This window comes from Pseudomonas sp. PK-RTE-24 (genome assembly GCF_054052265.1).
The window spans coordinates 4,437,687-4,460,881 of the sequence record NZ_CM133224.1 but is presented as its reverse complement, the minus strand read 5'-3'; the positions used below and the strand labels follow the sequence as shown (position 1 = coordinate 4,460,881).

The window sequence follows — 23,195 nt, the reverse complement described above, 5'->3', positions numbered from 1 at the left end:
TTATTGGCTGGAAACGGAAGTGGTTGGCGTCGCCTGGCGCGGCGCGGGCATGAAGAACATCACCAGTGCCAGCAGCAGATAAATCAGGTACGCGCCCAAGGTGCTGACAGTCGGCGCATCCTGATAACCGAACATGCCGGCCAGCACCGAGCCCAGCGGGCCGTCCATCGGCAGCGTCGCGCTGAAGTCGAACAGCACCGTTTGCAGGTGATTCCACAGCCCGGCTTCATGCAGCGCCTGCACCGAGTTGGCGAGAATCCCGGCGGCGACCACGAGGATGAACAATCCGGTCCACTTGAAGAACGCCGAGAGATTGAGGCGCATGCTGCCGCTGTAGATCAGGAAACCGACGATCACCGCCAGGATCAGGCCGAGCAGGGCGCCAATCGGCGCGCCCGGGCCTTCGCTTTGCTGGAACACGGCGAGCAGGAAGAATACGGTTTCCAGGCCTTCGCGAGCGACGGCGAAGAAAACCATGGCGATCAATGCAATCACCTGATGCCTGGATTGCGTCAGCGCTTGATCCAGCGAGGCTTGCAGCGAGTGCTTGATCGACCGCGCGACCTTGCGCATCCAGAACACCATCGAACTGAGGATGCCCACGGCGACCAGACCGACGACGCCTTCGAACAACTCCTGCTGCTTCTGTGGGAATTCAGCGCTCACCAGCTCCAGGCCACCGCCGACCAGCAGCGCAAGGGCAGCAGCGAGGAAAACGCCGATCCACAACGCCGGCATCCATTGACCGCGGCCGGTCTGCTGCAGATAACTGGCAATGATGCCGACGATGAGCGCGGCCTCGATGCCTTCGCGCAACATGATCAAAAAGGGAACGAGCATTGGCGAGCCACAGCGATTTAGATAGGAGGCTAAGTTGTAACATAATGACACTCATTCCCAAATGGCATTCATTGACATTTAGCTGAACCTTAGCTGAACAACTGTGATTCCTGTGGGAGCGAGCCTGCTCGCGAATGCGGTATGCCTGTGACATTTGTTTATCTGACACACCGCGTTCGCGAGCAGGCTCGCTCCCACATTGGCCCTGCGATGACTTCAGCAGCTGGGTTAAGATGCCCACCACCGAAAAACAACAAGGTTCACCTCGCTCCATGGCAGAAAAAGACACCATTGCCATTCAACTGGTGCGCGAAGCGCTGCTGCAAAGTTGTGCCCCGGGTGCGGCGACGAATGAGGCGTTGAGCAAGGTCGGCATTGATCCGGCTTTGTTAGCGGCCGATGAGGGCAGGGTGCCGGCCTCGCAATACGCCAGACTCTGGCGCCTGCTGGCGCTACGCGGTGATGACGAGTTCTTCGGCATGGACCCGCGCCCGCTCAAATCCGGCAGCCTGGCGTTTTTGTGTCGCAGCGCCATGGCGCAACCGACGCTGGCGGCGGCGCTGGATACCGGTCTGACGTTCCTGTCGCTGATGCTGGAAAAACTGCCGGCGCAACTGGTGCATCAGCAGAGCCTTGCGGAAATCGTCCTGCTCGAAGACGACGCCGAACCGCGCCGCGCCTTCACCTATTTCACTTACTGGATGATCGTGCACGGCGTGGCGTGCTGGCTGGCCGGGCGGCGGATTCCGATTCTGGCGATTGAACTGCGCTGCGCCGAACCGGATTTCACTGATGACTATCGGGTGATGTTTTCCGAAAACCTGCGGTTTGAGCGCCCACGTACGCGGATGATTTTTTCCGCCGATTGCCTCGATCTGCCGATCAAACGCAGCGCCGAAGAACTCAAGCGCTTTCTCGCCCAGGCGCCGGCCAACATTCTGGTCAAGTACCGCGACCCCGACAGCCTCGCCAGCCGGATCAAGCAGGATCTGCGGCAGCTCCCCGCCGAGCAATGGCCGGAAACCGAGGCGCTGGCCCAGCAACTTTGTATGTCCGCGTCGACATTACGCCGGCGTCTGGCCGAGGAAGGGCAGACTTATCAGGGGCTGAAAGACAGCGTGCGCAAAGAGCTGGCGATTACCTGGCTGGCGGAGCCTTCGATCAGTTTTGTCGAGATTGCTGCACGGCTGGGCTTTGCTGATGCCAGTTCGTTCTACAAAGCGTTTCGCAAGTGGTCGGGGTCGAACCCAGGGCATTACCGGACGCTGATCCTCAATGAGGTGGTCTGACCCGACGCCTTCGCGAGCAGGCTCGCTCCCACATTTTTGAAATGCGTTCCCCTGTAGGCGCTGCCGAAGGCTGCGATCTTTTGATCTTGTACTTGATGGTAAAAATCAAGATCAAAAGATCGCAGCCTCGTTGCACTCGTCAGCTCCTACAGGGCATGCGGCCGCAACCTCTTGGCCAAACCAGTCAACCACGTTGATAGCTTTGACCATTGCCCCAAGGCCCGCGCGGCGCGACTATCCCTGTGTTGTTTACGGTTCCCAGCCTAATAAAAACACCGAGGGATTCTGGCAATGCGCGATTACTTGTCTGCCACCGAACAGTTCAACTATCAGCACACCGTCGATGCGTCGCTCAGCGGCACGCTGGCGGCACTCAACGCCTGCGTTGAATGTTGCGACCGCCATGCCTTGCCCGGGCGCATTGCGTTGTTCTGGGAAGGTCGCGACGGCTCAAGTGCGACTTACACCTTCACTGATCTGCAAGACAAAGCCGCGCGTTTCGCCAATTTCCTCCTCGCCCAGGGCGTGCAGAAGGGCGATAAAGTCGCTGGCCTGCTGCCACGCAACGTCGAATTGCTCATCACCGTGCTCGCCACCTGGCGCATCGGCGCGGTGTATCAGCCGCTATTCACCGCATTCGGGCCGAAAGCGCTAGAGCACCGCCTGAACAGCTCGGGGGCTAAAATCGTGGTCACCGACGCGGTCAACCGGCCCAAGCTCAATGAAGTCAGCGCATGCCCGACCATCGTCACCGTGGCCGGCGCCAAAGGTCAGGGCATTGTTCGCGGTGATTTCAGTTTCTGGGCTGAGCTGGCCAACCATTCCAATGTTTGCGAACCGGTGTTACTAACCGGCGAAGACCCGTTCCTGCTGATGTTCACCTCGGGCACCACAGGGCCGGCGAAAGCGCTGTCAGTGCCGCTCAAAGCCATCGTCGCGTTCCAGAGCTACACCCGCGATGCGGTGGACCTGCGCCCCGAAGACGCGTTCTGGAACGTCGCCGATCCGGGCTGGGCCTATGGCATCTATTTCGGCGTCACCGGGCCGTTGGCGCTGGGCCACCCGATTACCTTCTACGATGGCCCGTTCACCCTCGAAAGCACCTGTCGGGTGATCAACAAATACGGCATTACCAATCTCACCGGCTCGCCCACTGCCTATCGTTTGCTGATTGCCGGTGGCGAGGAGTTCGCCAGATCGATCAAGGGCAAACTGCGCATCGTCAGCAGCGCCGGTGAGCCGCTGAACCCGGAAGTGATCCGCTGGTTCGCCGACAACCTCGACGTGGTCATCCACGACCACTACGGCCAGACCGAACTGGGCATGGTGCTGTGCAACCACCACGGCCTTGAGCACCCGGTGCATGTCGGCGCCGCTGGTTTCGCTTCGCCGGGCCATCGCATCGTCGTGCTCGATGAGCAGTACAACGAACTCGGCGTAGGTCAGCCGGGCATTCTCGCCATCGACCGCCCGCAGTCGCCGATGTGCTGGTTCGGTGGCTACGAAGGCGCGCCGACCAAGGCCTTTGTCGGCAACTACTATCTAAGCGGCGACACCGTGGAGTGGAACCCGGACGGCAGCATCAGCTTCGTCGGCCGCAGTGATGATGTGATCACCACTTCGGGCTACCGCGTCGGCCCGTTCGACGTGGAGAGCGCGCTGATCGAACACCCGGCGGTGGTCGAGGCGGCGGTCGTCGGCAAACCCGACCCGGAACGCACCGAACTGGTCAAAGCCTTTGTCGTGCTGAGCGCGCAGTACCGCGCCGCGCCGGAGTTGGCCGAAGAACTGCGCCAACACGTGCGCAAGCGTCTGGCCGCGCATTCGTACCCGCGTGAAATCGAATTTGTCAGCGAATTGCCCAAAACCCCGAGTGGCAAATTGCAGCGCTTTATCTTGCGCAACCAGGAAATCGCCAAAGCTCAAGAGGCCGCGGCGCACAGAGTTTCAGCTTGAATCCAAGGGAACACCGTCATGCAGATCGAGAACAAGGTTTTTATCGTCACCGGCGGCGCGTCAGGCCTCGGTGCCGCCAGCGCTGAATTGCTGGTCAGTGCCGGCGCCAAAGTCATGCTGGTCGACATGAACGCCGAAGCCGTCGCCGCTCAGGCGCAGCGCCTGGGTGCGCAAAGCGTGGTTGCCGACATCAGCAATGAAGCCGCCGCCGAAGCCGCTGTGCAGGCGACCGTTGCCGCATTTGGCAGCCTCAACGGCCTGATCAACTGCGCCGGCATCGTTCGCGGCGAGAAAATTCTCGGCAAGAACGGCCCGCACGCACTCAGCAGCTTCGCGCAGGTGATCAACGTCAACCTGATAGGCAGTTTCAACATGCTGCGCCTGGCTGCGGCGGCGATCGCCGAGAGCGAAGCCAATGCTGACGGCGAGCGTGGAGTGATCATCAACACCGCCTCGGTCGCAGCGTTCGACGGCCAGATTGGCCAGGCCGCGTACTCGGCCTCGAAAGGTGCGATCGCCAGCCTGACTCTGCCGGCCGCCCGCGAACTGGCGCGCTTCGGCATCCGCGTGATGACCATCGCACCGGGCATTTTCGAAACGCCGATGATGGCCGGCATGACCCCGGAAGTGCGCGATTCGCTGGCCGCGGGTGTGCCATTCCCGCCGCGTCTGGGCAAGCCTGCCGAATACGCCGCGCTCGTGCGCCACATCATCGAAAACAGCATGCTCAACGGCGAGGTGATCCGTCTCGACGGCGCCTTGCGCATGGCCGCCAAGTAAGGAGGATTAGTCATGACTATGTCCAATGATCCGATTGTTATCGTCAGCGCCGTCCGCACGCCGATGGGCGGTTTTCAAGGTGAACTGAAAAGCCTCACCGCACCGCAACTCGGGGCGGCGGCGATCAAGGCTGCGGTCGAACGCGCCGGTGTCGCCAGCGACGCGGTTGATGAAGTGCTGTTTGGTTGCGTACTGCCCGCCGGCCTCGGTCAGGCGCCGGCACGTCAGGCTGCCCTGGGCGCCGGACTGGATAAATCGACGCGCTGCACCACGGTGAACAAGATGTGCGGCTCGGGCATGCAGACCACCATCATGGCTCACGACATGCTGTTTGCCGGCAGTGCCGACGTGGTGATCGCCGGCGGCATGGAAAGCATGTCCAACTCGCCGTACCTGCTCGATCGCGCCCGCGCCGGCTATCGCATGGGCCATGGCCGCGTGCTTGATTCGATGTTCCTCGACGGCCTCGAAGACGCCTACGACAAGGGCCGCCTGATGGGCACCTTCGCCGAGGATTGCGCCGAGGCCAACGGCTTCAGCCGCGAAGCGCAGGATGCTTTCGCCATTGCCTCGACTACCCGCGCACAACAGGCGATCAAGGATGGCAGCTTCACCGACGAAATCGTTCCGCTGACGGTGACCGTCGGCAAAGAGCAGGTGGTGATCAGCAACGATGAGCAGCCGCCAAAAGCCAAACTCGACAAGGTTGCCTCGCTGAAACCGGCGTTCCGCGAGGGCGGCACGGTCACCGCAGCCAACTCCAGCTCGATTTCCGACGGTGCGGCGGCGCTGGTGCTGATGCGCCAGTCCCATGCGCAGCAACTGGGCCTCAAACCGCTGGCGGTGATTCATGGCCACGCTGCGTTCGCTGATACCCCTGGCCTTTTTCCCACCGCGCCGATTGGCGCGATCAAGAAACTGGTGAACAAGACCGGTTGGGCGCTGGATCAAGTGGATCTGTTTGAAGTGAACGAGGCGTTTGCCGTTGTCGGCATGGCGGCGATGACGCACCTGGAGATTCCCCACGACAAGCTCAATGTGCATGGCGGCGCCTGCGCGCTGGGCCATCCGATCGGCGCCTCGGGAGCGAGGATTCTGGTGACGTTGCTCGCGGCACTGCGGCAGAAACAACTCAAGCGCGGCATTGCAGCGATCTGCATTGGCGGCGGCGAAGCCACGGCCATGGCTGTGGAATGCGTTTACTGAAGGCATCGCCGATCAACTGTGGGAGCGAGCCTGCTCGCGAAGACGTCGTTTCAGCCGGCACATGCGTGACTGATACACCGCTTTCGCGAGCAGGCTCGCTCCCACAGGGTTCAATGTCGTACTCAGATTTCAAGGACTCACCATGATCCCCAACGAAGACCAGACCCAGATCCGCGACATGGCCCGGCAGTTTGCCGAGGAGCGGCTCAAGCCGTTCGCCGCCGAGTGGGATCGCGAGCACCGTTTCCCCAGGGAAGCCATCGCCGAGATGGCTGAGCTGGGCTTCTTCGGCATGCTCGTGCCGGAGCAGTGGGGCGGCTGTGACACCGGCTACCTCGCGTACGCCATGGCTTTGGAAGAAATCGCCGCCGGCGACGGTGCCTGCTCGACGATCATGAGCGTGCACAACTCGGTCGGCTGCGTGCCGATTCTCAAATTCGGCAATGACGATCAGCGCGAGCGCTTCCTCAAACCGCTGGCCAGCGGCGCGATGCTCGGCGCCTTCGCGCTGACCGAACCGCAGGCCGGTTCCGATGCCAGCAGCCTGAAAACCCGCGCCCGCCTGGAAGGCGATCACTACGTGCTCAACGGTTGCAAGCAGTTCATCACCTCCGGGCAGAACGCCGGCATCGTGATCGTGTTTGCCGTGACCGACCCGAGCGCCGGCAAACGCGGGATCAGCGCGTTTATCGTGCCGACCGACTCGCCAGGCTACAAAGTCGCGCGGGTCGAAGACAAACTCGGCCAGCACGCGTCCGACACCTGCCAGATCCTCTTCGAAGATGTGAAAGTGCCGGTCGCCAACCGCCTCGGCGAGGAGGGCGAGGGCTACAAGATTGCCTTGGCCAACCTTGAAGGCGGCCGCGTCGGTATCGCCTCGCAAGCCGTCGGCATGGCCCGCGCCGCGTTCGAAGCCGCCCGTGATTACGCCCGCGAGCGTGACACCTTCGGCAAGCCGATCATCGAGCATCAGGCCGTAGCGTTTCGCCTGGCGGACATGGCCACGCAAATTGCCGTCGCCCGGCAAATGGTGCATTACGCCGCAGCCTTGCGTGACAGCGGCCAACCGGCGCTGGTCGAGGCGTCGATGGCCAAGCTGTTCGCCTCGGAAATGGCTGAGAAGGTCTGCTCCATGGCCTTGCAAACCCTTGGCGGTTACGGTTACCTCAACGACTTTCCGCTGGAACGCATCTACCGCGACGTGCGCGTCTGCCAGATCTACGAAGGCACCAGCGACATTCAGCGCATGGTCATTTCGCGCAATCTCTGACAAGGAATTTTATTCATGACTTACGAAACGATTCTGCTGGAAACCCGCGACCGCGTCGGCCTGATCACCCTCAACCGGCCACAGGCATTGAACGCGCTGAACGCGCAACTGGTCAGCGAAGTGAACCACGCCCTCGATACGCTGGAAGCCGATGCGCACATTGGCTGCATCGTCCTCACCGGTTCGAAAAAAGCTTTCGCCGCTGGCGCCGACATCAAGGAAATGGCTGAGCTGACCTATCCGCAGATCTACATGGACGATCTGTTCAGCGACAGCGATCGCGTGGCCAACCGGCGCAAGCCGATCATCGCCGCGGTCAATGGTTTCGCCCTCGGCGGCGGCTGTGAACTGGCACTGATGTGCGACTTCATTCTGGCTGGCGACAACGCCCGATTCGGCCAGCCGGAAATCAACCTCGGCGTGCTGCCGGGCATGGGCGGCACCCAGCGCCTGACCCGCGCCGTGGGCAAAGCCAAAGCCATGGAAATGTGCCTGAGCGGACGCATGATCGACGCGGTAGAAGCCGAGCGCTGCGGCATCGTCGCGCGCATCGTGCCGAGCGATGAGTTGCTTGATGAGGCGCTGAAAGTCGCGGCGGTGATCGCCGGCAAGTCATTGCCGATTGCGATGATGATCAAGGAGAGCGTGAATCGGGCGTTCGAGGTCAACCTGAGCGAAGGCGTGCGTTTCGAGCGGCGGGTGTTTCATGCCGCGTTTGCGACGCAGGATCAGAAGGAAGGGATGGCGGCGTTTATTGCCAAGCGTGAGGCTGCATTCCAAGGCAAATAGTGTGTGACCTTCAAAAGCCCCTCACCCTAGCCCTCTCCCCAGGGAGAGGGGACTGACCGCGTGATATGGGCGAATTACGCCGATCTGAAATGTTGCCGCTGAATCCGTAACCGACCCGGTCGGCTCCCTCTCCCTGGGGAGAGGGGACTGACCGCGTGATATGGGCGAATTACGCCGACCTGAAAAGTTGCCGCTGAATCCGTAACCGACTCGGTCGGCTCCCTCTCCCTGGGGAGAGGGGACTGACCGCGGGATATGGGCGAATTACGCCGACCTGAAATGTTGCCGCTGAATCCGTAACCGACTCGGTCGGCTCCCTCTCCCTGGGGAGAGGGCTGGGGTGAGGGGAAGGGCCAACGCCATTACAGCTGATAGTTCTTCAAATCCCGCGCAATCACCATCCGCTGTATCTCGCTCGACCCTTCATAGATCTGGGTAATCCGCGCGTCGCGGTAGTACTTCTCGACCGGGTAATCTTCCAGATAGCCATAGCCGCCATGAATCTGGATCGCCGACGAACAGACCTTCTCGGCCATTTCCGATGCGAACAGCTTGGCCTGCGAAGCCTCGGACAAGCATGGTTTGCCCGCCGTCCTCAGCCGCGCTGCATGGAGGATCAGCAACCGCGCGGCGTTGATCTGCATGTGCATGTCAGCCAGCAGATTGGCAATGCTCTGGTGCTCGATGATCGGCTTGTCGAATTGCACCCGGTCTTTCGAGTAAGCCAGCGCCGCTTCAAAAGCCGCCCGGGCAATGCCCAATGCCTGCGCGGCGATGCCGATGCGGCCGCCTTCAAGGTTGGAAAGGGCAATCGCCAGGCCCTTGCCACGCTCGCCGAGCAGATTGGCCTCGGGGATGCTGCAGTTGTTCAGCGTCACCGCGCAGGTGTCGGAGGCGCGGATGCCCATCTTGTGTTCGGTGCGATCGACGATGAAACCCGGTGTGTCGGTGGGCACCAGAAACGCTGACAGGCCTTTTTTGCCCAGCTCCGGGTCGGTCACGGCGAAGACGATCGCCAGTTTTGCCCGTTTGCCGTTGCTGACGAATTGCTTGGCGCCGTTGATCACCCATTGGCCGTCGCGCAGTTCGGCGCGGGTGCGCAGGTTGTGCGCTTCGGAGCCGGCCTGGGGTTCGGTCAGGCAGAAGCAACCGATGGTCTGCCCACTGGCAAGATCAGCCAGCCAGGTTTGTTTCTGTTCGTCGCTGCCGTAGTTGAGCACCGGGCCGCAGCCGACCGAGTTGTGGATGCTCATGAACGCGCCGGTCGCGCCATCACCGGCAGAGATTTCCTCAACCGCCAGTGCATAGGCGACGTAATCGACGTAGGTGCCACCCCATTCCTCGGGCACGACCATGCCGAGCAGGCCCAGCTCGCCCATCTTCGCCACCAGGGCGTCGTCGATCCAGCCAGCCTTTTCCCAGGCCTGGGCGTGGGGTGCGATTTCGCCACGGGCAAAATCCCGGGCCATGTCGCGGATCATCACTTGTTCTTCAGTCAGTTCGAGATCGTGCATGACTCAGCTCCCGCTCTCATCAAAACCATGGAAGAAGCTCGCCACCTGCGCAGCGTCCAGCTCAGCGACGGTCGGCGGGTTCCAGCGCGGTGACTTGTCCTTGTCGATCAGCAGGGCGCGCACGCCTTCGATCAGGTCGCCACGGGCAAACCACTGGCGGTCCAGATGCAGCTCCAGCGCAAAGCAATTCTCCAGACTCAAATGTCTGCCGCGACGGAGCATTTCCAGGGTCACGGCCATGGCCAGCGGTGAGCGGGTTTCCAGCAGATCCGCCGTGGTGACCGCCCATTCATGGCTGTCAGCGACAGTGACGGCGCGCAATTGCTCGATCATGCTCGGCACGTCGGGCAGGGCAAAGAAATGGTCGATGGCCGGGCGCAACACTTGGAGGGGTGCATCGGGCAGAGTTTGCACGGCGTGCTTGGCCAGCAGGTTCTGCAGCGACTTGAGCGGCGTGTCCTGCCACTCCATCTGGTCGAGTTTCTCGTCGAGCAGCGCAAGTTTGCTGCTGTCCAGATACCAGTCGGCGAGGCCGCAGTACAGCGCATCGGCGGCGCGAATCTGCACGCCGCTGACGCCCAGATAAATCCCCAGCTCACCGGGAATCCGCGGCAGGAAGTAACTGCCGCCGACATCAGGGAAATAACCGATGGCCACTTCCGGCATCGCCAGACGGCTCTTCTCGGTGACCACGCGCAGATCGGCGCCTTGCACCAGGCCCATGCCGCCGCCGAGGACAAAACCGTCCATCAGGGCCAGCACCGGTTTGCGGTAGTGATGAATCGTCAGGTCGAGGGCGTATTCCTCGGCGAAGAAATCTTCGTGCAGCGTGTCGCCGCTCTTGTAGCTGTCGTACAGCGAACGAATATCGCCACCGGCGCAGAAGGCCTTTTCACCAGCGCCGCGCAATACCACGGCGTGAACATCGGCATCAGACGCCCAGGCATCGAGCTGCTGTTGCAGCAGACGCACCATCTCGAGGGTGATGGCATTGAGGCCCGCAGGGCGGTTGAGGGTCAGGTGGCCGATATGATTGCGCACCTCGGCCATCACGTCGTTTTGCATGGCATCCATGGACGGGGTCCGCCGGGATGAAGCCTGAGCTGTCATCAGTAACTCCCTGCTTTTATTGTCTTTATTCGAAAAGCCCGCGCGCGGGCGTTAGCGGATCGTAACAGTGCAAATTTGTCGTGTACAACGGGGATATGTGCAGGGGGAATCTGCGTTTTTCTCTTAGCGCCGCTGTCCGTGTAGGAGCTGACGAGTGCAAAGGGATCATCTGAAGGTTTCGCTGATGCTGCGGCGTTTGGCATGCAGTTCGCTGGCGTGAATCAGGCGTTCGAGGTCTTCGGGGGTGACGTCGATGAAGGCTTCCATGTCGGCCAGCGCCAGTTTCAGGTCTTCGGCGGTAATTGCCTGGCGGTCGATCGGGACCACTGGCGGAGCCGGGTCGGCAGCGCGTTTCGGATAGCGGATGCGGGTCAGGTTGTTATAGGCCAGCGCACTAATGAGCATGCACAGCGCGCCGAGCATCACCGGCTCCATGGCTTTCCAGTCCATGGCGATGGTTGCCGGGTCGGCCAGCACCAGCGTCAACGCCAAGGCGCCGGCCGGTGGGTGCAGGCAACGCAGCCAGCACATCAGAATCACCGCCATGCCGGCAGCAAGGCAGGCGCTGCCCAGCGTACGGCCAAGCACATGGGCGGCCAGCAAGGCGACCACGCCAGCACACAGGTAGCCGCCGAGAATCGACCATGGCTGGGCGAGGGCGCCCGAGGACACCGCGAACAGCAGCACCGCCGAAGCGCCGAGCGGGCCGACCAGGTGGAACGCAACGTCGTGCCCGAACACCTGCGCGCACATCCACACGCTGAACAGCGTGCCCAGGGCCATGCCGATCGCGGCACGGCTCCATTCAGTAGGGCGGGTGTTGATGGCAGCGGGCAACCAGCGAGCGAGCATGTAGAACTGATCCTTTACAAAATCCGGGGCAAAAAAAAGGACTTGTCCGGCATATCCGGAAAGCCCTAGAAGCGTTCCAACATTGGGGGAGGAACGCGCGTAGTTTGCCGATCAAAATCGATGCTGACAAATTCATATAAATGCAGTTTTAGTGCACTATTTTTGCATTGAAGCGGTGCGCCGAGCGCTGACGAAGCATAGGTATCCACCCAGCGCCGCCAAACCGCTCAGGGCGTAGAACATGCTCGGCGCCGGCGTGTGCATCAGCAGAAACCCACACATCACCGGGCTCGCGCCGCCGCCGAGTGCTGACAGGTTCTGCGCGCCGTAGTAACTGCCGCGCAGTGCCTCCGGGGCGAGGGTGTCAACGAAGAGGAAGTCGGCGGGGTAGATGATCATCTCGCCCAGGGTGAAGATGAACATCGCCACGCACCAGCCGAGCAGGCTGTCCGCCAGACTGAAACCAATCAACCCGACGATGAACAGCGCAGTGCCGCCAGCAATCCAGTGACGCAGGTGTTCGCGACTGAGCCAGCGACCGACCTGGTATTGCAGCAGGATCACTGTGATTGCGTTGCAGGCGAGCAGGGCGGCCATGGTGTCGAGCGTTTGTTGCTGGGTGTGGGTGACCAGCAGGTATTGCGACAGGTACAGCGTAAAGCGCCCGTGCACCAATGTGCTGAGCAGGCAACCGAGGGTGAACAGCACCATGGTACGGTCGTTTTTCAGGATCATCAGCGTGTCGAGGAAACTTTGCGGCGCACTGCCGGAACTTATCGGACTGGCATCCCTGGTCGCGCCGAGCAGCAGAAAAATACTGCCAATGGCGATCGCACCGGCAACGATGAACGGCGCGGACGGCTGCACCCCGGCAATCACCACGCCAATCATCGGGCCGACGGCGTAGCCGATATTGGTCAGCGTGTAATTGAGGGAAAACGCCTTGACCCGCTGGCCCACCGGCAGGTTTTCACTGAGGATCGCCTTGGAGCCGATGAGGAACAGCGCCGACGCGGTTTCGCTGATGATCAGCACCAGGGTGACCACATACAGATTCTGCGCGAAGGTCAGCAGGATCAGGCCGATACCGCTGGAGAGCATGGCCAGGACCAGCAACTGGCGCTTGTCCAGCTTGTCGATGATGTAGCCACCGTACAGCGACAGCAATGTTGCGCTGAACACGGCGATACCGAGCAGCAAACCGACATCCTCCGGATCGAGGCCAAGCTTATTGCTGAGGAACAGCGTCAGCAGCGGGCTGATCAGGGCGCGGCTGATGACCACGGTCAGCGAGCTGAGCATCAACCGGCGAATGAACGGCGAATAGATGGCCAAGGGAGGGGGAATGTCCTTATTCGGATTGCCTAGGGCGAACGCCATCCTCTCTGGGCAGCCGCCACCGGTCAAGCTGATACACCAGCGTCTCTCGGAGCACATGATTTCCCTGTGGGAGCGAGCCTGCTCGCGAAGGCGGCGGATCAGTCACCTGCTATGTCGCTGACATACCGTATTCGCGAGCAGGCTCGCTCCCACAGGGTCTGTGTAGCTCACAATTTGCAATGACTCCCACAGGGCCAGTTCAAGCCACATCCGAAGCCGCGGGCCACTGCCGCAAGGTGATCGGCAACTTGCAAGACTCACCGCGCCCCATCGGGAAATACTGAAAGCCATTGCGCGCCAGGCGCTCGGCGTCGTACAGGTTGCGGCCGTCAAAGATCACCGGGCTGTTGAGGCGCTGTTTGATCAGCTCGAAATCCGGGGCCTTGAACTGTTGCCATTCGGTGCAGATGATCAGCGCATCGGCGCCGGCCAGTACCGATTCCGGCGTCCCCATCAACGTCAGCTTCGACTCATCCGGATAGAGCTTCTGCGTTTCGACCATGGCCTCAGGATCAAACGCACGAACATTGGCCCCGGCAGCCCATAAATCTTCTAGCAGAACCCGGCTCGGCGCGTCGCGCATGTCGTCGGTGTTGGGTTTGAACGCCAGGCCCCACAGGGCAAAGGTCCTGCCGCGCAAATCACCCCGGTAGAACGCGTTGATGCGCTCAAAGAGCTTGTGCTTCTGGCGCTGGTTGATCGCCTCAACCGCTTGCAGCAGATCACTGGAGCAATGTGCCTGCTCGGCACTGTGAATCAACGCGCGCATGTCCTTGGGAAAACACGAACCGCCGTAGCCGCAACCCGGATAGATAAAGTGATAGCCAATCCGCGTATCGGCACCGATGCCCTGGCGCACTGATTCGATGTCCGCGCCGAGGTGCTCGGCGAGTTCGGCGATCTGGTTGATGAAACTGATCTTGGTCGCCAGCATGCAGTTGGCGGCGTATTTGGTCAGCTCGGCGCTGCGCAGGTCCATGAACAGGATGCGGTCATGGTTGCGGTTGAACGGCGCGTACAGATCGCGCATCACATCGCGCACTTCAGTACCTTCGCAACCAATGACAATGCGATCCGGTCGCCGGCAATCAGCAACCGCTGAACCTTCCTTGAGAAATTCCGGGTTGGAGACAATATCGAACTGCAGCAGGCGGCCAATCCTGATCAGGGCCTTTTCGATGTGGCTGCGCAAAGCGTCGCCCGTGCCCACCGGCACCGTGGACTTTTCCACCACGATCAATGGCTGCTGGCGATGTCGGGCAATCGCGTCGCCAACCGAGAGGACGTAGCGCAGGTCCGCCGAACCATCCTCGCGTGACGGCGTGCCCACCGCGATGAACGCCACACGCCCATGCAACACCGCAAACCGCTCATCGGTGGTGAATTGCAGGCGTTTCGAATCCAGGCCTTCACGCACCAGACTGGCCAGCCCCGGCTCGTAAATACTGACGTGCCCCTGGCCCAATTGCTCGATCTTCTGCGCGTCGACATCCATGCACACGACGTCGTGACCGACCTCGGCCAGCACCGCCGCCTGCACCAGACCGACATAACCACTGCCAAACACCGTGATCTTCATGCCGCACTCCTGCTCGCAGTTCCCTGCACTGAACATAAGAGCGCGATGTTTCAGTTCGCCTACTGCTGAAGAATCAGCAAACAGACCGTTCGGGGAATGCCCGATTGACTTTTACCGCCTCGAACGGCAGGTTGTGGGCCTTTCGCGGTAACCCTTGTCATCGAGTCATGCCGTTTTTTGCGTTTCATTTCATGCATTTATTGTTTTTGTTGAATCGTTTTTTATTTCAAGGCCGTTTCGTTTGAGTGATTTGTCGAGTACCCAACCTGCACCGTCCAACAACAATCCGCTGACCGTTTACCTGGCGCGACTGGCACCTTCCAGCCAGTTGACCATGCGTTATGTGCTGCAAGACGCCGCTGACCGCCTCGGTTTCGAGGACGTCGATATCGAAGAAATCCCCTGGCACGGCCTGCAACCGGAAGACGTGGTGGCGCTGGTCGCCGCTTTGCGTGCCGATGGTTATGCACCGAACACCTCGTCGCTGTACGTGAACGCCGTACGCGGGGTGATGAACGAAGCATGGCGCATGAGCCTGATCAGCCAGGATCACCTGCTGAAGATGCGTTCGGTCAAGGGCATAGCCGGCACGCGGCTGTCCCAGGGGCGCAACCTCAAGCGCACGCTGATTCATGAACTGATGGAGGTCTGCGCTGCCGACCCGCGCCCGCAGGGCCTGCGTGATGCGGCGGTGATTGCGCTGCTGTACGGCACCGGCATGCGCAAGTCGGAATCGGTGGATCTGGATCTGAGCCAGGTCGACTTTCACGAACGCAGCCTGACGGTGACCGGCAAGGGCAACAAACAGTTGATCAAGTACGCGCCGGCCTGGGCCTTTGCCAAGCTCGATGCCTGGCTGGAACTGCGTCGTTCACAGCTCAAGGAAGGCGAGAGCGACGATGCGTTTCTGTTCAACCGTATTCGCCGGGGCAGCCACATCACCCGCGAGCGCATCACCAAACACGCGATTTACTACATTGCCCGCCAGCGCGGTACGCAGGTCGGGGTGAAAATCATGCCCCATGACTTCCGTCGTTCATTCATCACCCGGGTGATCGAAGAGCACGACCTGTCGATCGCGCAGAAACTGGCGCATCACAGCAATATCCAGACGACAGCCAACTACGATGTGCGCGATGACAACGAGCGGCGGCGGGCGGTGGATCGCTTCGATTTGTAAGCGGTGTCAGGTCTGCGGCGGGCAGCGCGAGCCGCTGGCACCCTGCGCGATGTGCGCAGCGAGGCGTTTGACGTTGTTCTGTTGCGCGGTCACCAGTTCGTCGATGCTCGGCCCTGAAGGCGTCTGCAACACCGAGCGACAGCTCAGCAGCGCCGCGTCCGCCGCACCTAATGGGCGCACTCGCCATTTCACGTCGATCAAGGCGTACTGACCGAGAATCGAATCGAAGCGCTGCACGTCGATACGCACGGAGGCGCGCTGCTGGCCGACGCCGCCGCTCAATTGATCGACCAGCGCACCGCGCAACTCATCGGCAAGGGTGGCGCTCCACCAATCGGTATCCAGGATGGCCACGCCGCTGTTGCCTTGGCGAATCACGATCTGCGCGCGATCGACCTGCGGCGGCACGCTGATGCTTTCGATGGCGATGTCGGCGCCGTTGCGGCTGGCACCCGGTTGCGCCGGGGTCAGCGTATGGAAGCTGATCGGGTCGCTACGGCACGCGGCCAGCAGCACGAGCGCAGCGAGCAGGGAGATCTTCAACGGTAAAACCATGGATGCAGCTCCTGTGCTCAATTGCGTGGCGGTCCTTTGAGGTCCAGCGGCGCGGCGTTGTCGGGGCGTCCGCGAATCAGCGACTCAGGGTGGCGACCGAGGTAATCCGACAGCTCTCGCAACGAGCGCGACATGCGCCCGAGCTCGTCGAGGGTCTCGGTGAGTTGCTCGCGCTGCGGTGAATCCTCGGCCAGGGTCGAATTGGCGGACTGCAAGGTCTTGCTGACGTCGGCGAGGGTGCTCTGTACACCCGGCAGGGTCCTGGCGTTGAACTGCTTCAGGCCTTTGCGCAGCTCGACCAGATTGCCGTCGAGGTTGCTGGCGATGCGCTCCACTGGCAGCGCGTTGATCTTGTTGACCATCGCCTCGAGTTTTTCCTGCAATTGCTCAAGGCTGCCGGGGACGGTCGGAATGGTGACCGGCCGTGCCGTAGGGTCAAAAGCGACTTTCGGCGCTTTGGGGTAGAAATCCAGCGAGATATACAACTGACCGGTGAGCAGGTTGCCGTTGCGGGCCTGGGCGCGAAGGCCATTTTCGATGAACGTGCCGATCAGGCGCGCCCCGGTGGCCTCATCGTTTTCGTCGCCATGGTAAGCCTTGAGCATTTTCGTGTGAGCGCGGCCCAGACGCTGCGGATAGATGACGATGCCGACATTCACCGGGAAGGTGCGCTTGACCTCGTCGAAGTCGAGATTGACTGCCACCACCCGGCCGATTTCAACTCCGAGGAACTCCACCGGCGCGTCAACCTTGAGCCCGCGCAAGGCTTGATCGAAGCGCAGCGACAGATACTGTGCCTTGCCGTTGGGCGGGGCGAGGGCGGTGGCTTGGTCGGCGAACAGTTCGAAACCCTTGTCTTCACTGGCTGGCGAATCGTTGGGACTGTAATCCGGAGCGCGGAAAGCGATGCCGCCCACCAGCAGGGTCGACAGCGACTCGGTTTTCACCGCAAAGCCGTTGGCACCGACATTGATGTCGATGCCGCTGGCGTTCCAGAAACGAGTGTTTTCGGTGACGTAGGCGTCGTTCGGAGAATGCACGAAGACTTCGATGTTGACCCCTTTGCCGTCCTGGTCCAAGGCATAGGACACCACTTGGCCAACCGGGATCTTGCGGTAATAGACGGGGGAGCCGATGTCCAGCGAGCCGAGGTCGGCGGTGTGCAGGGTGAAGCGCTTGCCCGGTTCGCCGTAGGTGATCGGCGGCGGGTTCTCCAGACCCTTGAAGTTTTTTGAACGGGTATTGGCCTGGCCAATGTCGGCACCGATGTAGTCGCCCGACAGCAGTGTGTCGATGCCCGATACCCCGCCGGCGCCGATGCGCGGACGTACCACCCAGAATTGCGAGTCCTCGCGGGTGAAGGCTTCGGCCTGCTTGGCGAGTTTGATCGTGGCGTTGACGTGTTTATGGTCGTTGGCCAGTTCAACATCGGAGACATGGCCGATGACTACGTTGCGGTACCTGACTTCGGTCTTGTTGGCGGTCAGGCCATCGCCGGTCTTGAAGGTGACGGTGATCGTCGGGCCTTCCTGGAGGATGTTGTGAATCACCAGCGAAATGCCCACCAGCACCGCCACGATCGGCACGATCCATACCAGCGAGATACCGAATCGGCGGGTTTTGACCGGCGCCTGACCGGGTGCTCGCGGCTCGTCGCTGGCTGACGACTTCATCCATGTCCTCCTCAATTAATCGGGCACTGAGCGTCAGGAACGCAAAAGCACTTCATCAATATAGAAGTGCTTGGCGATAGAGCAAATGTGTATAGCTGGCGTGGGACGCGATTGCAGTCCAGGAGCTGCCGAAGGCTGAGATCTTTTGATCGAGTTTGGGACGCGGAGCGTCCCGGGCTGCATTCCCACGCAGAGCGTGGGAACGATCAGTGTAAGCGCCTGTTAACCGAGCATTTCGCGCAGGCGATACCAGAACATGCCCAGCGCCAACAACGGCGAACGCAACGCCGGGCCGCCGGGGAACGTCATGTGCGGCACGCTGCTGAACACGTCCATGCCCTGGCTATGGCCGGCGTGAATGGCTTCGCCCAGCAATTTCGCGCACCAGTGGGTGACGTTGAGGCCATGGCCGGAATAGCCCTGCGCGTAAAACACGTTCGGGTGCTGTTTGAGCCGGCCAACCTGGGGGAAACGATTGGCGGTAATACCGATCTTCCCGCCCCATTGGTAGTCGATGCGCACGTCGGCCAGTTGCGGGAACACCTTGAGCATTTTCGGTCGCATGTAGGCGGCGATATCCGCCGGATCGCGCCCGGAGTAATGACAAGCACCGCCGAACAGCAGACGTCGATCCGCCGAGAGACGGTAATAATCGAGCCCGACTTTCTGATCGCACAGCGCCAGGTTCTGCGGGATCAACTGCGCGGCACGGCTTTCGTCCAGCGGCTCGGTGGCGATGATGTAACTGCCGGCGGGCAGCACTTTGCCGCTGAGTTTCGGCTCGAGGTCATCCAGATGCGCGTTGCAGCCAAGCACCAGGCTGCCGGCGCGTACTGAACCGGTGGCGCAGCGCACCTCGACGGTCGGGCCATGGAGGATTTCCAGGACCGGACTCTGCTCGAAGATCCGCACGCCCAGCGACGCGGCGAGACGCGCTTCGCCCTGAACCAGATCAAGCGGATGCAAATGGCCCGAACCCATGTCGATCAATCCGCCGGCGTACACACCGGCGTCGACCACTTGCTGCCGGATCTGCTCCGGCCCGACCAGCCTCGTTGCGTGGGCATAGTCGAGTTCGGCAAGGCTGTCCTGCTCTTGCTGGAACGCGGCAAATTGCGCGGCGGTGTTGGCCAGTTCGCAAAAGCCCCAGCGCAGATCACAGTCGATGGCGTTTTCAGTGATGCGCTGGCGCACCAGCGCCACCGAATCGATGCCGGCGCGCTGCAGATAATGCACGCCGTCCTGGCCAACGTAGCGCGCGAAACCCTCGACTTCATGGCCGATGCCGCGAATCAGCTGCCCGCCATTGCGGCCGCTGGCGCCCCAGCCGATACGTCGCGCCTCGAGCAACACCACCGACAAACCGCGCTGCGCCAGCTCAATCGCGGTATTGACGCCAGTGAAGCCGCCGCCGATTACGCAGACATCGGCAAGCACATCTCCGTCCAGCGCAGGGTAGGGCGTGCTCGCCCGCGCAGAAGCGGCGTACCAGGAGCGGGCGTGCTGTGAATTGTGCTGATTCATTTGTTCGACTTCACTTTGCTCCACGACCGGGTCATCAGACGCATGATCGCCTGGGGCGGGGTCGAGGAAATGTAGAGTTTGTCGAGCACCGACTGCGGCGGATAAACCTCAGGATTGTTGACCAGTTCCTCATCCATGAACGGCTTGGCCGCCGGGTTCGGGTTGGCGTAGCCGACGGTGGCGCTGACCTTGGCGATCACCTGCGGATCAAGCAGGTAATTGATGAAGGCATGGGCCTCTTTGGCGTTGCTCGCGTCGGCTGGGATCGCCAGCAGATCAAACCACAGGTTGGCGCCTTCCTTGGGAATGGCGTAAGCGATATTGACGCCGTTCTTCGCTTCCTTGGCGCGGTTGGCCGCCTGGAACACATCGCCGGAGTAACCGAACGCGACGCAGATGTCACCATTGGCCAGGTCCGACACGTACTTGGAAGAATGGAAATAGGTGATGTACGGACGGATGCTCAGCAGCTTGGCTTCGGCCTTTTTGTAGTCTTCAGGGTTTTCACTGCGCGGATCCATGCCCATGTAGTTGAGGATGGCCGGGAAGACTTCGTCGGCGGAGTCCATCATCGACACACCGCACTGGCTGAGCTTCTTCAGATTCTCCGGTTCAAACAACACGGCCCAGGAATCGATGTGGTCGATGCCGAGCACTTGCTTGACCTTGTCGACGTTGTAGCCGATGCCGTTGGTGCCCCACAGATAGGGCACCGAGTGCTCATTGCCTGGATCGTTTTTCTCAAGCAATTCAAGCAGTTTCGGGTCAAGGTTCTTCCAGTTTGGTAACTGTGAACGATCGAGCTTCATGAACGCGCCGGCCTTTACCTGACGGGCGAGGAAGTGGTTGGACGGCACGACCACGTCGTAACCGGTCCGGCCGGCGAGGAGTTTGCCTTCAAGGGTTTCGTTGGAGTCGAAGACGTCGTAGATCACCTTGATCCCGGTCTTGCTCTGGAAGTCGGCGAGGGTGGTTTCGCCGATGTAGTCGGTCCAGTTGTAGACGCTGACCTGGGGCTCGGCGTGGGCTGCTGCACTGAACAGCACGCTCAGCGCGACGGGAAGTATGGATTTCAATGGACGCATATCGACACCTCTTGGATTTATTGGAATTCTCAGGCGCTGCACAATCCCATGTGGGAGCGAGCCTGCTCGCGAAAGCGGTGTTCCAGTCGACGTCAATATTGAATGTACTGACGTCTTCGCGAGCAGGCTCGCTCCCACAGGGACGGGCGCGCCGTCAGACGCTGAGCAGTAGAAATTCACGCTCCCACGAGCTGATCACGCGCTTGAAGTTTTCATGCTCGGCGCGTTTGACCGCAACGTAACCGCGGACGAATTTGCTGCCCAGGTATTCGGCGACTTTCGGGCAGTCTTCCATCTGCGTCAGGGCTTCTTCGATGGTGATGGGCAGGCGCAGGTTGCGCCGTTCATAGGCCCGGCCTTCGACCGCCGCGCTCGGCTCGATCTTCTCGACCATGCCGATGTAGCCGCACAGCAGGCTCGCGGCAATCGCCAGATAGGGGTTGGCGTCGGCACCGGGCAAGCGGTTCTCCACCCGCATCGATTCAGGTCCCGAAGTCGGCACACGCAGGCCCACAGTGCGGTTCTCTTCACCCCATTCGACGTTGACCGGTGCCGAGGTGTCCGGCAGGAAACGGCGGAACGAATTGACGTTCGGCGCGAACATCGGCAGCACTTTCGGGATGTATTTCTGCAAGCCACCGATGTGATGACGGAACAGCTCGCTCATGTTGCCCTCGGCATCGGCAAAGATCGGCTGGCCCGTCGCGATCTCGACCACACTCTGGTGCAGGTGCATGGCGCTGCCGGGCTCGTCGCCGATCGGTTTGGCCATGAACGTCGCGGTGACATTGTGCTTGAGCGCTGCTTCGCGCAGGGTGCGTTTGAACACGGTGATCTGGTCAGCCAGATCCAGCGCATCGCCGTGGCGGAAGTTGATTTCCATCTGCGCCGGGCCGTCTTCGTGGATCAGCGTGTCGAGATCCAGACCTTGCAGTTCGCACCAGTCGTAGACGTCTTCGAACAGCGGATCGAATTCGTTAGCGGCATCGATCGAGAATGACTGGCGACCGCTTTCCGCACGACCCGAACGACCCAGTGGTGCCTTGAGCGGCAGGTCCGGGTCTTCACACCGTTGGGTCAGGTAGAACTCCATTTCCGGCGCGACAATCGGCTTCCAGCCCTTGTCGGTGTAGAGCTGCAGGACTTTCTTCAGCACATTGCGCGGCGACAGTTCGATCGGGTTGCCGAACTTGTCGAAGGTGTCGTGGATGACGATGGCAGTCGGCTCGATTGCCCAAGGAATGACGTAGACGGCGTCGGAAACCGGCTTGCAGACCATGTCGATGTCAGCCGGGTCGAGCAGGTCGTAGTAGATGTCGTCGTCGACAAAATCCCCGGTTACCGTTTGCAGCAGCACGCTCTCCGGCAGGCGCATGCCGCGCTCATGCAGGAACTTGTTGGTCGGTGCAATCTTGCCGCGGGCGATGCCGGTCAGGTCGCTGACCACGCATTCGACTTCGGTAATCTTGTGATCTTTCAGCCAGGTGAACAGCTGATCGAAAGGGGCGTTCATAAAGACCTCGTTATTGGTTTTGTAGACGCCGGGGAGGGCGGGTTTCATCTTCCGCCCCTTCCCCTGTGGCGCGTTGGCGACTATCTTGGGCGCGGCTTGCGATTCCATCTATCCACTTTCAGCAGCACCAAAGCGCACCAAAAGAGTGCGCAGGGTCACCCCATGACAACGTGCAATCCGCTTCAGGTTCAAGCGTTCAATACCGCCGACGTGGCCGAGCAAATCCGCGCTACACCGGGCTGGGTCCAGCATTACCAGCAGATGTCGCCGGGGCATTTCGCCGGGCAGATTCGCTATCTGGATCTGCAGGGCGTCGAGGTTTATGAAGAACAGATGAACACCCGGGTCGAGCAAAACTTCAGTGCGCCATCCGGGGCTCTGGCGTTCTGTTTCGATCGCAGCGACAACGCGCTGTATCTGCTCAACGAAGAGAGCCGCAACATCTGGATCACCCCGGAGAACTACCGGGAAATCGCTGTGGTGTTCGGTCCGGATTTTGTCCGCGAGCACGGTTTGCAAGTGGCAAAGCTCGAAGGTTTGTTCATGGCGCCGCTGAACTGCGGACAGAACGCTTTGTTCAGCGGCTGGCTAAGCTCGATTCTCACGAAGTTGTCGCAAGCTGCTGATCCACTTGATAAAGATCGCCTGACTCGGCAACTGCTCGAGGACTGCCTGTTCATCCTCGACAACGCTCAAACCCGTCTTGATCGTGGAGGATTGCAGCAGCGCAACAACGAACGCCAAATCATGAAGCGAGTAGGGGAGTGGGCGGCTGATTCGCCGGAAGACACGGTCAATCTGCTCGAACTTTCCCACGTTGCCGGCGTACCCCTGCGCCAGTTGCAACAAGCTTTCAAGGCCTACACCGGGATGACCCCGAGCCATTGGTTACGCCTGAGGCGGTTGAACAGTGCGCACCGTGAATTGCTCAAGCGCCGACCTTGCGAAACCACCGTTGCCGAAGTGGCGATGCGCTGGTCGTTCTGGCATCTGGGGCGGTTTTCCAGCAGTTACCGCGCGCTGTTCAAGGAGCTGCCGAGCGAAACGCTCAAGCGCTGAGCAGAAAAAGGCTTTGTGTCCTCGCAGAAGTTAAATAGAAT

General features: G+C 60.9%; 19 protein-coding genes. 8 read left to right on the top strand and 11 right to left on the bottom strand.

The window, feature by feature from the left end; genetic code table 11:
* Positions 1–840, bottom strand: coding sequence for an iron uptake transporter permease EfeU (gene efeU, locus ACV8MC_RS19990; protein WP_236168834.1), 840 nt, complete (start codon positions 838–840; stop codon positions 1–3).
* 272 nt (positions 841–1,112) lie between these two features.
* On the opposite strand from efeU, the gene ACV8MC_RS19985 reads away from it, so the two are divergent.
* From ACV8MC_RS19985 to ACV8MC_RS19960, 6 genes are all read left to right on the top strand, one after another.
* On the top strand, positions 1,113–2,129 hold the full coding sequence (locus ACV8MC_RS19985; RefSeq protein ID WP_236168833.1) for an AraC family transcriptional regulator: 1,017 nt from the start codon (positions 1,113–1,115) through the stop codon (positions 2,127–2,129).
* Positions 2,130–2,420: 291 nt separating this feature from the next.
* Positions 2,421–4,085, top strand: a complete 1,665-nt coding sequence (locus ACV8MC_RS19980) for an AMP-binding protein (protein ID WP_457263167.1) — start codon at positions 2,421–2,423, stop codon at positions 4,083–4,085.
* Positions 4,086–4,103: 18 nt separating this feature from the next.
* Positions 4,104–4,865: an SDR family NAD(P)-dependent oxidoreductase gene (locus ACV8MC_RS19975; protein WP_041480381.1), complete on the top strand. Its 762-nt coding sequence runs from the start codon at positions 4,104–4,106 to the stop codon at positions 4,863–4,865.
* A 12-nt stretch (positions 4,866–4,877) separates the two neighbouring features.
* Positions 4,878–6,071 (top strand): acetyl-CoA C-acyltransferase, encoded by a 1,194-nt coding sequence (locus tag ACV8MC_RS19970; RefSeq protein ID WP_457263165.1) that lies wholly within the window; start codon positions 4,878–4,880, stop codon positions 6,069–6,071.
* Positions 6,072–6,213: 142 nt separating this feature from the next.
* Positions 6,214–7,341, top strand: coding sequence for an acyl-CoA dehydrogenase (locus tag ACV8MC_RS19965; RefSeq protein ID WP_130910508.1), 1,128 nt, complete (start codon positions 6,214–6,216; stop codon positions 7,339–7,341).
* 15 nt (positions 7,342–7,356) lie between these two features.
* On the top strand, positions 7,357–8,130 hold the full coding sequence (locus ACV8MC_RS19960; protein WP_016774718.1) for an enoyl-CoA hydratase: 774 nt from the start codon (positions 7,357–7,359) through the stop codon (positions 8,128–8,130).
* 362 nt (positions 8,131–8,492) lie between these two features.
* Here the strand turns inward: ACV8MC_RS19960 and ACV8MC_RS19955 are convergent, their stop codons facing one another.
* The 5 genes from ACV8MC_RS19955 to ACV8MC_RS19935 all read right to left on the bottom strand — a co-directional run bounded on the left by ACV8MC_RS19955 (position 8,493) and on the right by ACV8MC_RS19935 (position 14,565).
* Entirely contained in the window at positions 8,493–9,644 is a 1,152-nt protein-coding gene (locus ACV8MC_RS19955; protein WP_039762931.1) for an acyl-CoA dehydrogenase family protein, read from the bottom strand.
* 3 nt (positions 9,645–9,647) lie between these two features.
* Positions 9,648–10,754: an enoyl-CoA hydratase/isomerase family protein gene (locus tag ACV8MC_RS19950; protein ID WP_457263162.1), complete on the bottom strand. Its 1,107-nt coding sequence runs from the start codon at positions 10,752–10,754 to the stop codon at positions 9,648–9,650.
* Between the two features lie 165 nt (positions 10,755–10,919).
* Positions 10,920–11,606 carry an HPP family protein gene (locus ACV8MC_RS19945; RefSeq protein WP_236168827.1) on the bottom strand — a complete coding sequence of 229 codons (687 nt, stop codon included), beginning with the start codon at positions 11,604–11,606 and terminating at the stop codon, positions 10,920–10,922.
* Between the two features lie 156 nt (positions 11,607–11,762).
* Positions 11,763–12,941: an MFS transporter gene (locus tag ACV8MC_RS19940; protein ID WP_236168826.1), complete on the bottom strand. Its 1,179-nt coding sequence runs from the start codon at positions 12,939–12,941 to the stop codon at positions 11,763–11,765.
* A gap of 244 nt (positions 12,942–13,185) precedes the next feature.
* Positions 13,186–14,565, bottom strand: a complete 1,380-nt coding sequence (locus ACV8MC_RS19935) for a UDP-glucose dehydrogenase family protein (protein WP_236168825.1) — start codon at positions 14,563–14,565, stop codon at positions 13,186–13,188.
* 241 nt (positions 14,566–14,806) lie between these two features.
* On the opposite strand from ACV8MC_RS19935, the gene ACV8MC_RS19930 reads away from it, so the two are divergent.
* On the top strand, positions 14,807–15,745 hold the full coding sequence (locus tag ACV8MC_RS19930) for a site-specific integrase (protein ID WP_305965242.1): 939 nt from the start codon (positions 14,807–14,809) through the stop codon (positions 15,743–15,745).
* Between the two features lie 6 nt (positions 15,746–15,751).
* Here ACV8MC_RS19930 and ACV8MC_RS19925 read toward each other — a convergent pair whose 3' ends face one another.
* From ACV8MC_RS19925 to ACV8MC_RS19905, 5 genes are all read right to left on the bottom strand, one after another.
* Complete coding sequence (locus ACV8MC_RS19925; protein WP_457263159.1) at positions 15,752–16,300, bottom strand: PqiC family protein; 549 nt, start codon at positions 16,298–16,300, stop codon at positions 15,752–15,754.
* A 17-nt stretch (positions 16,301–16,317) separates the two neighbouring features.
* Positions 16,318–17,973, bottom strand: a complete 1,656-nt coding sequence (locus ACV8MC_RS19920) for a PqiB family protein (RefSeq protein WP_236168823.1) — start codon at positions 17,971–17,973, stop codon at positions 16,318–16,320.
* 222 nt (positions 17,974–18,195) lie between these two features.
* Positions 18,196–19,497 (bottom strand): NAD(P)/FAD-dependent oxidoreductase, encoded by a 1,302-nt coding sequence (locus ACV8MC_RS19915; protein ID WP_457263157.1) that lies wholly within the window; start codon positions 19,495–19,497, stop codon positions 18,196–18,198.
* The gene (locus ACV8MC_RS19910; protein WP_457263155.1) at positions 19,494–20,582 is read right to left on the bottom strand and encodes a polyamine ABC transporter substrate-binding protein; all 1,089 of its coding nucleotides are present in this window, start codon (positions 20,580–20,582) and stop codon (positions 19,494–19,496) included. The genes ACV8MC_RS19915 and ACV8MC_RS19910 overlap by 4 nt, the downstream gene beginning before the upstream one ends.
* Positions 20,583–20,736: 154 nt before the next feature.
* The gene (locus ACV8MC_RS19905) at positions 20,737–22,095 is read right to left on the bottom strand and encodes a glutamine synthetase family protein (RefSeq protein WP_041480368.1); all 1,359 of its coding nucleotides are present in this window, start codon (positions 22,093–22,095) and stop codon (positions 20,737–20,739) included.
* 162 nt (positions 22,096–22,257) lie between these two features.
* On the opposite strand from ACV8MC_RS19905, the gene ACV8MC_RS19900 reads away from it, so the two are divergent.
* Entirely contained in the window at positions 22,258–23,154 is an 897-nt protein-coding gene (locus ACV8MC_RS19900; protein ID WP_056786010.1) for a helix-turn-helix domain-containing protein, read from the top strand.
* Positions 23,155–23,195: the final 41 nt, after the last annotated feature.

What these genes read in the sequence shown, in the direction of transcription:
- ACV8MC_RS19915 (WP_457263157.1), bottom strand. Translation starts at nt 19,497, where the DNA reads ATGAATCAGCACAATTCACAGCACGCCCGCTCCTGGTACGCCGCTTCT.
- ACV8MC_RS19945 (WP_236168827.1), bottom strand. Translation starts at nt 11,606, where the DNA reads ATGCTCGCTCGCTGGTTGCCCGCTGCCATCAACACCCGCCCTACTGAA.
- ACV8MC_RS19950 (WP_457263162.1), bottom strand. Translation starts at nt 10,754, where the DNA reads ATGACAGCTCAGGCTTCATCCCGGCGGACCCCGTCCATGGATGCCATG.
- ACV8MC_RS19905 (WP_041480368.1), bottom strand. Translation starts at nt 22,095, where the DNA reads ATGAACGCCCCTTTCGATCAGCTGTTCACCTGGCTGAAAGATCACAAG.
- ACV8MC_RS19970 (WP_457263165.1), top strand. Translation starts at nt 4,878, where the DNA reads ATGACTATGTCCAATGATCCGATTGTTATCGTCAGCGCCGTCCGCACG.
- ACV8MC_RS19910 (WP_457263155.1), bottom strand. Translation starts at nt 20,582, where the DNA reads ATGCGTCCATTGAAATCCATACTTCCCGTCGCGCTGAGCGTGCTGTTC.
- ACV8MC_RS19980 (WP_457263167.1), top strand. Translation starts at nt 2,421, where the DNA reads ATGCGCGATTACTTGTCTGCCACCGAACAGTTCAACTATCAGCACACC.
- ACV8MC_RS19925 (WP_457263159.1), bottom strand. Translation starts at nt 16,300, where the DNA reads ATGGTTTTACCGTTGAAGATCTCCCTGCTCGCTGCGCTCGTGCTGCTG.
- ACV8MC_RS19960 (WP_016774718.1), top strand. Translation starts at nt 7,357, where the DNA reads ATGACTTACGAAACGATTCTGCTGGAAACCCGCGACCGCGTCGGCCTG.
- ACV8MC_RS19955 (WP_039762931.1), bottom strand. Translation starts at nt 9,644, where the DNA reads ATGCACGATCTCGAACTGACTGAAGAACAAGTGATGATCCGCGACATG.
- efeU (WP_236168834.1), bottom strand. Translation starts at nt 840, where the DNA reads ATGCTCGTTCCCTTTTTGATCATGTTGCGCGAAGGCATCGAGGCCGCG.
- ACV8MC_RS19920 (WP_236168823.1), bottom strand. Translation starts at nt 17,973, where the DNA reads ATGAAGTCGTCAGCCAGCGACGAGCCGCGAGCACCCGGTCAGGCGCCG.
- ACV8MC_RS19900 (WP_056786010.1), top strand. Translation starts at nt 22,258, where the DNA reads ATGACAACGTGCAATCCGCTTCAGGTTCAAGCGTTCAATACCGCCGAC.
- ACV8MC_RS19985 (WP_236168833.1), top strand. Translation starts at nt 1,113, where the DNA reads ATGGCAGAAAAAGACACCATTGCCATTCAACTGGTGCGCGAAGCGCTG.
- ACV8MC_RS19975 (WP_041480381.1), top strand. Translation starts at nt 4,104, where the DNA reads ATGCAGATCGAGAACAAGGTTTTTATCGTCACCGGCGGCGCGTCAGGC.
- ACV8MC_RS19935 (WP_236168825.1), bottom strand. Translation starts at nt 14,565, where the DNA reads ATGAAGATCACGGTGTTTGGCAGTGGTTATGTCGGTCTGGTGCAGGCG.
- ACV8MC_RS19965 (WP_130910508.1), top strand. Translation starts at nt 6,214, where the DNA reads ATGATCCCCAACGAAGACCAGACCCAGATCCGCGACATGGCCCGGCAG.